This is a genomic window from Nocardia sp. FBN12, from assembly GCF_054031145.1.
Window position 1 is genome coordinate 4,150,563 of record NZ_CM132926.1, and the last position, 12,387, is coordinate 4,162,949.

Sequence of the window (12,387 nt, forward strand, 5' to 3'; positions counted from 1 at the left end):
ATTCGCTCGAGGACGATCCACGCCTGGGAACGTCCACGCCACACCCGGCATTCCGGTCGGGTGACCGGGCGCACGCTCATTCCTGGAAGCGGTAACCCATCCCCGCCTCGGTGAGCAGATGACGCGGATTGGCCGGGTCGTCCTCGAGCTTGCGGCGCAACTGCGCGAGGTAGACGCGCAGATAGTGGGTCTCGGTCGCGTACGCGGGCCCCCACACCTCGCGCAGTAATTCCTTGCGCCCCACCAGCTTTCCGCGATTGCGCACCAGCATCTCGAGCATCCCCCACTCGGTCGGGGTGAGGTGGACAGGCGCACCCTTCTTGGTGACCTTCTTGGCGACGAGGTCCACGGTGAACGAGTCGGTGACCACCACCGGTTCGACGGCGTCGGTCGCGCTGGCCCCGCGCCGAACCGCCGCCCGCAGCCGCGCGAGCAACTCGTCCATCCCGAACGGCTTGGTGACATAGTCGTCGGCACCGGCGTCGAGTGCCTCGACCTTGTCGGCCGAATCGGTCCGCGCCGACAGCACGATCACCGGCGCCGAGGTCCACCCACGCAGTCCGGCCAGCACGTCGATGCCGTCCAGATCCGGCAAGCCCAGATCGAGAATGACGACGTCGGGATGCCGTTCGGCGGCAGCACGCAAAGCCGCGGCACCATTGCCCGCGGTGATCACCTCGTATCCGCGCACGGACAAGTTGATCCGCAGCGCACGCACGATCTGCGGCTCGTCATCGACCACCAACACCTTGATCAGTGGATGCGTTTCCCCGCCTCCGCGCGTATTCGAGCCGGACTCGTGCGCGTCGTCACGCGACGTCGGCGACCGACGGTCGAGCGCGTCGCCCGTCCCCGATGAGTTACCCATGTGCTCACTTTCCTCGGGGGTCGACGTGTGCCGCTGCCGCGGGTGTGCCGGACGGTAGGTCGACCAGCATGGTCAGGCCGCCGCCCGGGGTCGGCTCGGCGTGGACGGTGCCGCCCATCGCTTCGACGAAGCCGCGGACCACCGAAAGGCCGAGGCCGACGCCGGTGGTGTTGTCGCGGTCGCCGAGGCGTTGGAAGGGTTCGAAGAGTTGCTCTTCGGTGCCGGAGGGGACGCCGGTTCCGACATCGACGACGGCGATCGACACCCGGTCGCCGTCGTGTTCGGCGGTCACCCGCACGGGCGACTCGCGACCGGAGTGGCGCAGAGCGTTGTCGATCAGGTTGGCCAGTACGCGTTCGAGCAGGCCACTGTCGGCGAGCACGGAAACCTCACCGACCTCGACCTTCACCCGGTCCATCGCGGCTCGGCGCAGGCCGCGGGTGCCCATACCGACGCTCACCAGCGCGCGGTGCACCGCCTCGTCCATGTACACCTGCCGCAGCTGCGGGGTGACGACCCCGACTGCCAGCCGCGAGGAGTCGAGCAGATTGCCCACCAGCGCGGTCAGCTGGTCGACGGATTCCTCGATCGCTTCGAGCAGTTCGCCGGTGTCCTCCGCCGAGAATTCGATGTCGTCGCTGCGCAGGCTCGACACCGCCGCTTTCGCGCCTGCCAGCGGTGTGCGCAGATCGTGGCTGACCGCCGACAGCAGCGCGCGGCGCAGCCGATCGGCTTCGAGCAGTGCCGCCGCCGCACTGGCTTCCTCGGCCAACCGGGCTTGGCGCACCAACCCGACCGCCTGATTGGCGACCGCATTGAGTACCGGCCGGTCGGTGGAGTCGATCGACCGCCCGGCCAGCAGCAGATGGCTCTGCGCGTCACCCGCTTCGATGACGGTCTCGGCGTCCGACGGCCGGCTCGGTGGCTCACTGCCGACCGCGGCCACGATCTGGTCCCCGCACTGCACGCTCACCGCGCGCTGCCCGTAGGTTTCGCGGACCTGCTCGAGCAGATTGGGCAGGTCGGCGCCGTGCAGCACGGATCCGGCGAACATCGTCAGCAGCTCCGCTTCACGAGATGCCTTGCGCGCCTGCAGTGTTCGCTTGGCCGCGACATCCACCAGTGCCGCCACGGCCACCGCCACGATGAGCAGCACGACCACAGTGACGAAGTTGTCCGGTTCGGCGATGGTGAAGCTGTAGCGCGGATCGGTGAAGTACCAGTTCAGCAGCAGCCCGGACAGCAACGCCGACAAACCGGCGGGGACGACACCACCGAACAGCGCGACCGCGACGACACCGACGAAGAACATGGCGCTGAGCCCGCCGAGCTGCAACCACCGGTCGAGGAACACCCCGCAGATCACGCTGACCAGCACCGGGACGATGATCGCCGCCGGCCACGCGCTCACCGGTCGCCGCGGACGCAGCCAATGCCTGCGCACCCCACGATTGGCTTCCTCGTGGGTCACCATGTGCACGTCGATCTTGCCCGAGCGCTGCACGACGGTGGAGCCGATGCCCTCGTCGAGCATTCGCGCCCAGCGCGAGCGCCGCGAGGTGCCTAGCACCAATTGGGTCGCGTTGACCTCACGCGCGAAATCGAGCAGTGCGGTGGGCACATCGTCGCCGGTCACGGTGTGCAGTGAGGCGTCGAGACCGGCGGCCAGATCACGCAGCTTGGCCATCCGCTCGGTCGATACCCCGACCAGCCCGTCACCGCGCACCACATGCAACACGACCAGATCGGCACTGGACTTCGACGCGATCCGCCCGGCCCGGCGCACCACCGTCTCCGACTCGGGACCGCCGGTGACCGCGACGACGACCCGTTCGCGCGCCTCCCACAACTCGGTGATCTTGTGGTCGGCCCGGTACCTGGCCAGCGCCGCGTCGACCTGATCGGCCAGCCACAGCAGCGCGAGTTCACGCAGCGCGGTGAGGTTGCCGGGGCGAAAGTAGTTGCGCAGTGCCGCGTCGACCTTGTCGGCGGCGTAGACGTTGCCGTGGGAGAGCCTGCGCCGCAACGCTTCCGGTGTCAGGTCGACCAGTTCCACCTGATCGGCGCCGCGCACCACCGCGTCGGGCACGGTCTCGCGCTGTTCGACGCCGGTGATCTGCTGGACCACATCGTTGAGGCTTTCGAGGTGTTGCACGTTCACCGTGGAGATCACGTCGATGCCCGCGGTCAAAAGTTGCTCCACGTCCTGCCAGCGCTTCTCGTGCACGCTGCCCGGTGCGTTGGTATGCGCGAGTTCGTCGACCAGCACCACCGCGGGCTTGCGCGCGAGCACCGCGTCGACATCGAGTTCGGGCAGCTCGGTCCCTCGATAGGAGACCATCGTCGGCGGAATCCGCTCGATGCCGTCCAGGAGTTCGGCGGTCTTCTTACGCCCGTGCGTCTCCACGACAGCCGCGACCACATCGCGGCCGCGTTCGGACCGCCGATGCGCTTCGCCGAGCATGGCGTAGGTCTTGCCCACGCCGGGCGCCGCACCGAGGTAGATGCGCAGTTGTCCGCGTTTCACCGTTCCATCATCGCGTGTCGGCGCGCCGGAGCCGGCGGGCGCACCGGCAACACCGCGACGGTCACCATCGGTGCGTGCGAGGAGTTCAGCCGACCGAGCACCCGGATCAAGAGCAGTGCTCCGACAAAACCGAAGATCACCGCAAGGGTCACTACCGACACCGCGATCTCACTTTCCGTGCGCGAGGGAATCCGACGGCGCCCTTCGCCGACCGGTGCCCACTTTCTACCGCCCGAACGGGAGCGTGATCTCGATCTTTACGGTGTGTTGACAGCTATCGCGCCTGCTTTGACGGCATCAACACACCCGTCGCGTCAACATTCCGCAAAGGCCGGGCCCCGAGGCGCTAAGGAGTCGTAAGGAAGCCACGCCGAGCCGCGATCCGGCGTTTCACTCACCTAGGCGCTCCACCTCGGAGCCCAAGGAGGTTGGAAATGTCTGTCGTGGTGTTCACGGTGCTCACCGTGGCGATCTTCGCGCTGCTGGGCTTGATCCAGCGAGGGGTGGAGAAGCTGTGATCGCGAACCTTGCCGGTCTCGTCCTGGCCGCATCCGTCGCCGTCTTCATGGTCGCGGCGCTGCTCTTCCCCGAGAGGTTCTAGGTGAACACGACAACCGCGGGGATCGCCTTCGTGGCGGCCCTGGTCATCACGCTGGCCCTGGTGCACGTGCCGCTCGGCGACTACATGTTCCGGGTGTACAACGGCGACAAGCACTCTCGGGTCGAACGACTGATCTACCGCGCCATCGGCGCCAAGCCCGAGGTCGAGCAGACCTGGCCGATCTACGCCCGCAGTGTGCTGGCGTTCTCCGCGGTAGGCCTGCTTTTCCTGTTCTTCTTCCAGCTGGTCCAAGGCGCGCTGCCGCTGCACCTGAACGATCCGGGCACCGAGATGACCCCGGCGCTGGCGTGGAATACCGCGGTCAGCTTCGTCACCAACACCAACTGGCAGAACTACTCCGGCGAATCCACCCAGGGACACCTGGTGCAGATGGCCGGGCTGGCGGTGCAGAACTTCGTCTCCGCGGCCGTCGGCATGGCGGTGGCGGTGGCGCTGGTGCGCGGTTTCGCCCGCCGCCACACCGGTGAGCTGGGCAACTTCTGGGTCGACCTGGTGCGCGGCACGCTGCGCATCCTGCTGCCGATCGCGTTCGTCTTCGCGATCGTCCTGGTGGCGGGTGGCGTGATCCAGAACTTCCACCTGCACGACCAGGTCGCGCAGACCGTCGGCGGCGCGCAGCAGACCCTGACCGGTGGACCGGTCGCGAGCCAGGAGGTGATCAAGGAGCTGGGCACCAACGGTGGCGGCTTCTACAACGCCAACTCCTCGCACCCGTTCGAAAACGCGTCGACCTGGACGAACTTCCTGGAGATCTTCCTGCTCCTGGTGATCTCGTTCTCGCTGCCGCGCACCTTCGGCCGGATGGTCGGCAGCACCAAGCAGGGGTACGCGATCGTCGCGGTGATGGGCACCATCGCCCTGACCAGCATCGCGCTGACCAACTTCTTCCAGCTACAGCACCACGGCACGGTGCCGACCGCGATCGGCGCGTCGATGGAAGGCGTGGAAACCCGGTTCGGCGTGGCGGATTCGGCCACCTTCGCCGGTGCCACAACCCTCACCTCGACCGGTGCGGTGAACTCGTTCCACGATTCCTACACCAGCCTCGGCGGCATGATGACGATGTTCAACATGCAGCTGGGCGAGGTGGCACCCGGCGGTGTCGGCTCCGGTCTCTACGGCATGCTGATCCTGGCCGTGATCACGGTGTTCGTGGCCGGTCTGATGGTCGGCCGCACCCCCGAGTACCTCGGCAAGAAGATCACCCCGCGCGAGATCAAGCTGGCCGCTTCGTATTTCCTGGTGAGCCCGCTGATCGTGCTGGTCGGCACGTCCGTCGCGATGGCGCTGCCCGGCCAACGGGCGAGCATGCTCAACTCCGGCCCGCACGGACTCTCGGAAGTGCTGTACGCCTTCACATCCGCGGCCAACAACAACGGTTCCGCCTTCGCCGGTCTCACCGGCAACACCGAGTGGTTCAACACCGCGCTCGGCCTGGCGATGGTGTTCGGGCGATTCCTGCCGATCATCTTCGTGCTGGCCCTGGCCGGCTCGCTGGCCGCGCAGGGCACCACTCCCGCGTCGATCGGCACGCTGCCGACGCACCGGCCGCAGTTCGTCGGCATGGTCGTCGGCGTGACGGTGATCCTGGTCGCGCTCACCTTCCTGCCCGCTCTCGCGCTCGGGCCGCTCGCCGAAGGAATTCACTGACATGACAAGTTCCACACTCGAATCCGCACCGCGGACCAAGGGCGTGCGCAAGGGCGTTCTCGACCCGAAGCTGCTGCTCACCGCACTTCCCGACGCGGTCCGCAAGCTCGACCCCCGCACCCTGTGGCGCAACCCCGTCATGCTGATCGTGGAGATCGGCGCGGCGTGGTCGACGATCCTGGCGATCGGCGACCCGAGCTTCTTCGCCTGGGCGATCGTCGTCTGGCTGTGGCTCACGGTTATCTTCGCGAACCTGGCCGAGGCCGTCGCCGAAGGCCGTGGCAAGGCGCAGGCGGAGAGTCTGCGAAAAGCCAAGACCGACACCGTCGCTCGCCGGCTGGCCGACTGGACGCCCGGTGGCCGCGTCGTCGAAGAGCGCGTCGCCGCACCGGAACTGCGTCGCGGTGATGTCGTCGTCGTGGAGGCCGGTCAGATCATCCCCGGCGACGGCGATGTCGTCGAAGGCATCGCCTCCGTGGATGAATCGGCCATCACCGGTGAATCCGCGCCGGTGATCCGCGAATCCGGCGGCGACCGTTCGGCGGTGACCGGCGGCACCACCGTGCTCTCGGACCGGATCGTCGTCAAGATCACCCAGGAGCCGGGCGCCAGCTTCATCGACAAGATGATCGCCCTGGTCGAGGGCGCGAGCAGGCAGAAGACGCCCAACGAGATCGCGCTCAACATCCTCCTCGCCGCACTCACGATCATCTTCGTGTTCGCGGTGACGACCCTGCAGCCACTGGCGATCTTCGCCAAGTCGAACAACCCCGGCGTGCCGGACACTTCGGCGCTGGACGCGCACGGCATCACCGGCATCGTGATGGTCTCGCTACTGGTCTGCCTCATCCCGACCACCATCGGCGCACTGCTCTCGGCCATCGGGATCGCCGGCATGGACCGTCTCGTGCAGCGCAATGTCTTGGCCATGTCCGGTCGCGCGGTGGAGGCCGCGGGCGATGTGAACACGCTGCTGCTCGACAAGACCGGCACCATCACCCTCGGCAACCGGCAGGCCGCCGAATTCATCCCTGTTCCGGGGGTCCTCGACGACGAACTGGCCGACGCGGCGCAACTGTCCAGCCTCGCCGACGAGACCCCGGAGGGCCGCTCGATCGTCGTGTTCGCCAAGGAGGTGTTCAACAAGCGCGAACGCAGCGCGGGGGAACTGCCTGGCGCGACGTGGGTGGAGTTCACCGCACAGACCCGCATGTCGGGTGTCGACCTCGCCGACGGGCACCAGCTGCGCAAGGGGGCAGCCGGTGCCGTCACCGAATGGGTTCGCGCCCAGGGCGGTTCGGTGCCGAGCGAAGCGGCGGCGATCGTCGACGGCATCTCCGCCTCCGGCGGCACGCCGCTGATGGTCGGTGAACTCCGTGACGGAACACCACGCCTGCTCGGTGTCATCCATCTCAAAGATGTGGTGAAGCAGGGCATGCGGGAGCGTTTCGACGAAATGCGGCGCATGGGCATCCGCACGGTGATGATCACCGGCGACAACCCGTTGACCGCCAAGGCGATCGCCGACGAGGCGGGCGTGGACGACTTCCTCGCCGAAGCCACTCCCGAGGACAAGCTCGCGCTGATCAAGTCCGAACAGGACGGCGGCCGCCTGGTCGCGATGACCGGCGACGGCACCAACGATGCCCCGGCTCTGGCCCAGGCCGATGTCGGTGTCGCGATGAACACCGGCACCTCGGCCGCCAAAGAGGCGGGCAACATGGTCGATCTGGACTCCGATCCGACCAAGTTGATCGAGATCGTGGAGATCGGCAAGCAATTGCTGATCACCCGTGGCGCGCTCACCACGTTCTCCATCGCCAACGACATCGCCAAGTACTTCGCGATCATTCCCGCGCTGTTCGTGGCGCTGTTCCCCGGGTTGGACGCACTGAACATCATGCGGCTGGCCAGTCCGCAGTCGGCGATCCTGTCCGCGGTCATCTTCAACGCGATCATCATCGTGGCGCTCATTCCACTCGCCTTGCGCGGTGTGAACTATCGAGCGACCAACGCGTCGAAACTGTTGAGCCGCAACCTGACCATCTACGGCCTCGGCGGCATCATCGCGCCGTTCGCCGGCATCAAACTCATCGACCTGCTCGTCCAACTTCTCCCCGGGATGGCCTGAAATGCGCTTGTCGACCTGGATCCGGCAGCACCTGGCCGCGCTACGCGCCCTGCTCGTGCTGACCGCTATCACCGGAATCGTCTATCCCCTGACCGTTTTCGCGATCGCCCAACTGCCGGGACTCAACGAGAACGCGGAAGGCTCGCTCATCGAGCGGGACGGAAAGCTGGTGGGCTCCAGCCTGATCGGGCAGTCGTTCACCGACGCCGACGGCACCGCCATGGCGCAGTACTTCCAGAGCAGGCCATCGGCCGCGGGCGACGGCTACGACCCGCTGTCCACCGCGGCGAGCAATCTCGGCCCGGAGGACATCGTCGACACCGCCGACCGCACCAGCCTGCTCACCACCGTCTGCGCACGCTCGAAGGAGGTCGGCGACCGTGAGGGGGTCGACGGCGCCCGGCAGTTCTGCACGAAAGACGGTGTGGGCGCAGTGCTCTCGGTGATCGGACCGCGTGCTGCCGATGGTGATGTGGCGCAGCCGGTGCAGGTGGTCAGCGTCAACGAGCTCTGCCCCGCGCGGCCGTTCCTGACCACGTTCCGCGGCGTCGCGGTGGAGTGCGCGCAGGAGGGCGCGGACTACTCCGTCGGCCGGATCATCCCGATCCTCGGTGACGCATCGGCCGAGGCCGCCGTCCCCGCCGACGCGGTCACCGCGAGCGGCAGCGGACTCGACCCGCACATCTCCCCCGAATACGCGACCATCCAGGTCGAACGGGTGGCGAAGGCGCGCGGCGTCACCGCCGCGCAGGTACGGGAGCTGGTTGCCGCGCACACCGACGGACGCACACTCGGATTCCTGGGTGAGCCTCGGGTGAATGTCGTCGAACTCAACCTCGACCTCGACGCCCGCTACCCGTTCAAGGGCTGAGACAACCACAAGCGGGGCCGGAACCACACTGGTTCCGGCCCCGCTCGGGTGCATTCAGTCCCCGACCCGCTGCGCTAATCCTCGTCTGTGATCAGAGCCCAACCCTCCGGCAAGCCCGTCACGGTCACAGCGGAGCCGCAAACCTCGAGATCCACCGTCACCCCTTCGCCGAGCCGGAACTCCGACATCCGCACACACCCCCAGGCCGGGGGCACCTGCGGCCGCAGCGTCAGCGTCTTGGCGGGCACATCGGGATCGAGCCCGAGGAACGACCGAACCAGTAGCAACGGCGCCGCACTCGCCCACGCCTGCGGCGAACACGACGTCGGATACGGCACGGGCGCGGCGAATCTCGCCCGCGGGAACCCACAGAACAACTCGGGCAGCCTGCCGTCGAACGCGGCCGCCGCGTCGAGCAAACCACCCGACAGTTTCGTAGCGAGTTCCACCGCACCCGGCACATGCTGGTACCGCATCAATCCGGCGACCGCGATCGCCGTGTCATGCGGCCAGATCGACCCACTGTGGTAACTCATCGGGTTGTAGGCACCCATATCCGAAGCGAGTGTCCGTAGCCCGAAGCCCGAATCCATCTCCGCGCGAGACAGGTTCCGGATCAGCACCTCGGCATGCTCGTCGGTCGCGATCCCCGACCACAGGCAGTGCGCCGCATTGCTGGTCAGCGCGTCGACCTGGCGCTTGCGGCCGTCCAACGCCACCGCGTACCACCCGTAATGGGGTAGCCAGAACTGTTCGGCGAACTTGGTGCGCAATTCGTCGGCTCGCTCCCGCATCCGCACGGCCAGCTCGGGATCGTCGAATTCGTCGGCCAGTTCCGCGCGGGCCAGGAACGCCGCGTACACGTACCCCTGCACCTCGGCCAGTGCGATCGGGGCTTCGGCGATATGTCCCGCGGCGTCGTTGATTCCGTCGAAACTGTCCTTCCAGCCCTGGTTGATCAGGCCGCGATCGGTGGCGCGCACGTACTCGACGAAACCGTCGTCGTCGCGGTCACCGAAATCGGTGATCCAGCTGATCGCGGCGTCGGCCGCGGGGAGCAGGGTGGCGATCGACGCCGGATCCGCGCCCCACCGTAGACATTCCGCGAGCAGCATCACGAAAAGTGGTGTGGCGTCCACGGTTCCGTAGTAGATCTGGCCGCCGAGCACCTGCCCGACCGACGGGCCGCGCCGCATCTCGTGCATGATCCGGCCCGGCTCCTCCTCGACGAGCGGGTCGATGGTCTGGCCCTGCAACTCGGCGAGCTGCTGCAGAGTGCCCAGTGCCAGATCGGTTTCCAGCGGCAGCGACATCCACGCCGTGAGCAGCGAGTCGCGGCCGAACAGCGTCATGAACCACGGTGCGCCCGCCGCCACGAAGGGCCGGTTGGTGCCCGAGTCGGTGTGGATCTGCAACGCACCGAGATCACTTTCGCTGCGCCGCAGGATCTGGTTGAGCAGCCCCGAGTCGGCGGAGATGTCGGTGGCGGTGGCCCGCCACGCCGCGATCTTGCGCACGGGCTCGCTCGCCCGGTAGCGCTCACCGGGCGTGCCCGCGGTCTGCGGGCGTTGCGCGGCGCCCGCGGGTTGCGCGGTGATCTCGGTCTGCCAGCGCCCGCCCGCCGGGACGACGACCCGCCAGATCATGGTGCCGGGCAGCACCATCGGCTCGACCGTCGAGGTGAGCGCGAGCCCACGGGACAGATCGGCGCGGTCGTGCAGCAGCAGTTCACCGTCGGTGGTCGTCATCTCCGCGCGGCGCCCGTGCGTGCGACCTTCCTTCACCGCGAACAGGTCGACGAAATCGGCGTCGACGTGCAGTTCCAGCACCACCGCCGTCGCCTCGCGACTCATGTTCTCGAGCGTGATCAGCTCGTGCATGCCTTCGGCGACGAGCCGATCACGCACCACGAGCAGGGTGCTGTCCGCCCGGCCCTGCTGCGGCGGTCTGCGCAGCACGAACCGTGCCGCGAAGGCCTCCGGGCTCAGTACCGACAGCGCCTCGGGCCGTTTGCCGTCGATCATCAGCTCCCAGCGCGAAATCACCCTGGCGTCACGGAAGAACAGGCCCTGCGGCTTGCCCGGCTCGATATCGCCGAGCCGGTCGGACAGGCAGAACGTGCCGCCTTCGACAAGAGTGATGTTGCCACCGCCACCGAGCCCCGCGGGTTCCCCCGCGTTGAGGGGGCTCGGCGCCGAGGCGCTGTCGCTACTCATGCGCGCCCGTTGGCGACCGCCCCGACGGGCATCGACATCGCGTAGGCGGAGTCGTACCCGATCGTGGTGCGCGCGAGCAGTTCCCGGTACACCTGTTCGTAACCGCGGCCGAGGGTGTCGGCGCCGAAGTTGTCGACCACGTGTTTGCGGCAGACTGCCGGATCGTAGGTCTGCACTTCGGCGATGGCGGCGGGCAGTTCGGCCGGATCCTCACAGATCCGTCCCGTGACCCCGTCGACCACCACTTCGCTCACCGCACCGCCGCGCAACGCGACCACCGGCGTTCCGCAGATCATCGCCTCGATCATCACCATGCCGAACGGCTCCTCCCATCGAATGGGGAACAGCAGACACTTTGCTTCGGAGAGCAGTTTACGCTTGGCGGTGGCGTCGGCGAGACCGAACATCTGATCCTGGTCGGTCATCCGTGGCCGCACGAACTCTTCGAAGTAGGCCTTCTCCGGCGGCTCACTGCACTTGCCCGCCAGGATCAGCGGCATGCCGGCGGCGTGGGCGGCATCGAGCGCCAGATGTGGGCCCTTGTCGTGGCTGAAACGGCCGAGAAACAGCGCGTAGTCCTGCTTCTCGGTCTGGTACGGCCACTGATCGGGACGCAGCGCGTTGTGCACCCGGCCCGCCCACTGCAGGTCGGGCGCCAGCGCACGCTGACGGTCGCTGATCGCGACGAGCGAGCATTCCTCGCCCAGTTCCTTGTAATAGCGGTAGCAATCGTCCTGCACCGGACCGTGCACGGTGACCACCGTCGGCAATCCGAGATTGGCGTAGGCGGGCGCGTTCAGCGGGCCCGCGAAGGTGTGGTCGTGGACCAGATCGATGCCTTCGGTGTCGGCCAGCCGCTCGATGGCGCGGCGCACCCGCAGCGCGTGCACGATCTCCGGGAACGGGTCACCCAGCCGTTCGGGCTGGATCCGGTCCCACAGCGGGACGAAATTCGCCTCGGTGCCGTCGATCCCCGCACCGAACAGGGTGACGTGATGGCCACGCTCACACAGTGAGTCGACCAGATCGGCGACTACGGCCTCGACGCCGCCGTAGGCCTTGGGTGGAACATCGAAATACGGTGGAACGACCATGGCGATCCGCAGTGGACCACCGTGGTGATTGATCGGATAGAGATCGGACGCGGACAAACCGACCGGCGACATTGCCGACGTGTCTGTACTCATGACCTTCCTTCCAGGGACGCAACCTCGCAACACTTGCGCGAACAAGAGGTGGCCGCCTCGGCGGAGGTGGAGACGAGAGCTTCACCGCCGTCCATGGGGCATGGTTGGCCTGGCCAGACGCAGAGCGCACCGTTTCGGGTGCCCGCCTGAACAGAGGGGCCGTCAAAGAACGTACCCCGCTACCGCAGAGTAAACCAGCGTGTTGCTGGAAAAGTTCGATATCGATTCCCTACCGGGGCAGGAGATTACGCCGTCAGAGGCGCTCTACACCGTATAGATTTCAAGATCTATCAAGGTCAGCACCGGATTTATCCC

General features: G+C 67.2%; 9 protein-coding genes. 4 read left to right on the plus strand and 5 right to left on the minus strand.

All coding sequences use genetic code 11. The features are described 5' to 3' along the window. Positions 1–76: 76 nt before the first annotated feature. The 3 genes from ACWZHB_RS19790 to ACWZHB_RS19800 all read right to left on the minus strand — a co-directional run bounded on the left by ACWZHB_RS19790 (position 77) and on the right by ACWZHB_RS19800 (position 3,556). Entirely contained in the window at positions 77–757 is a 681-nt protein-coding gene (locus ACWZHB_RS19790) for a response regulator (protein ID WP_427909230.1), read from the minus strand. Positions 758–872: 115 nt separating this feature from the next. Next, positions 873–3,395, minus strand: coding sequence for a sensor histidine kinase (locus ACWZHB_RS19795; RefSeq protein ID WP_427903344.1), 2,523 nt, complete (start codon positions 3,393–3,395; stop codon positions 873–875). Further along, positions 3,392–3,556 carry a hypothetical protein gene (locus tag ACWZHB_RS19800; RefSeq protein WP_427903345.1) on the minus strand — a complete coding sequence of 55 codons (165 nt, stop codon included), beginning with the start codon at positions 3,554–3,556 and terminating at the stop codon, positions 3,392–3,394. The genes ACWZHB_RS19795 and ACWZHB_RS19800 overlap by 4 nt, the downstream gene beginning before the upstream one ends. Positions 3,557–3,829: 273 nt before the next feature. Between ACWZHB_RS19800 and ACWZHB_RS19805 the strand changes: the two genes are divergently transcribed. The 4 genes from ACWZHB_RS19805 to ACWZHB_RS19820 all read left to right on the plus strand — a co-directional run bounded on the left by ACWZHB_RS19805 (position 3,830) and on the right by ACWZHB_RS19820 (position 8,669). Beyond that, on the plus strand, positions 3,830–3,913 hold the full coding sequence (locus ACWZHB_RS19805; protein WP_067449012.1) for a potassium-transporting ATPase: 84 nt from the start codon (positions 3,830–3,832) through the stop codon (positions 3,911–3,913). Positions 3,914–3,996: 83 nt separating this feature from the next. Further along, the gene (kdpA, locus tag ACWZHB_RS19810; RefSeq protein WP_427903346.1) at positions 3,997–5,667 is read left to right on the plus strand and encodes a potassium-transporting ATPase subunit KdpA; all 1,671 of its coding nucleotides are present in this window, start codon (positions 3,997–3,999) and stop codon (positions 5,665–5,667) included. A gap of 1 nt (position 5,668) precedes the next feature. Continuing rightward, entirely contained in the window at positions 5,669–7,798 is a 2,130-nt protein-coding gene (kdpB, locus tag ACWZHB_RS19815) for a potassium-transporting ATPase subunit KdpB (protein ID WP_427903347.1), read from the plus strand. A 1-nt stretch (position 7,799) separates the two neighbouring features. After that, positions 7,800–8,669 carry a potassium-transporting ATPase subunit C gene (locus ACWZHB_RS19820; RefSeq protein ID WP_427903348.1) on the plus strand — a complete coding sequence of 290 codons (870 nt, stop codon included), beginning with the start codon at positions 7,800–7,802 and terminating at the stop codon, positions 8,667–8,669. A 74-nt stretch (positions 8,670–8,743) separates the two neighbouring features. Here ACWZHB_RS19820 and ACWZHB_RS19825 read toward each other — a convergent pair whose 3' ends face one another. After that, positions 8,744–10,885 (minus strand): amylo-alpha-1,6-glucosidase, encoded by a 2,142-nt coding sequence (locus ACWZHB_RS19825; protein ID WP_427903349.1) that lies wholly within the window; start codon positions 10,883–10,885, stop codon positions 8,744–8,746. Further along, complete coding sequence (locus ACWZHB_RS19830) at positions 10,882–12,051, minus strand: glycosyltransferase family 4 protein (RefSeq protein WP_427909231.1); 1,170 nt, start codon at positions 12,049–12,051, stop codon at positions 10,882–10,884. Before ACWZHB_RS19830 ends, ACWZHB_RS19825 begins: the two co-directional genes overlap by 4 nt. Positions 12,052–12,387 lie beyond the last annotated feature (336 nt).

What these genes read in the sequence shown, in the direction of transcription:
- ACWZHB_RS19825 (WP_427903349.1), bottom strand. Translation starts at nt 10,885, where the DNA reads ATGAGTAGCGACAGCGCCTCGGCGCCGAGCCCCCTCAACGCGGGGGAA.
- ACWZHB_RS19830 (WP_427909231.1), bottom strand. Translation starts at nt 12,051, where the DNA reads ATGTCGCCGGTCGGTTTGTCCGCGTCCGATCTCTATCCGATCAATCAC.
- kdpB (WP_427903347.1), top strand. Translation starts at nt 5,669, where the DNA reads ATGACAAGTTCCACACTCGAATCCGCACCGCGGACCAAGGGCGTGCGC.
- ACWZHB_RS19820 (WP_427903348.1), top strand. Translation starts at nt 7,800, where the DNA reads ATGCGCTTGTCGACCTGGATCCGGCAGCACCTGGCCGCGCTACGCGCC.
- ACWZHB_RS19805 (WP_067449012.1), top strand. Translation starts at nt 3,830, where the DNA reads ATGTCTGTCGTGGTGTTCACGGTGCTCACCGTGGCGATCTTCGCGCTG.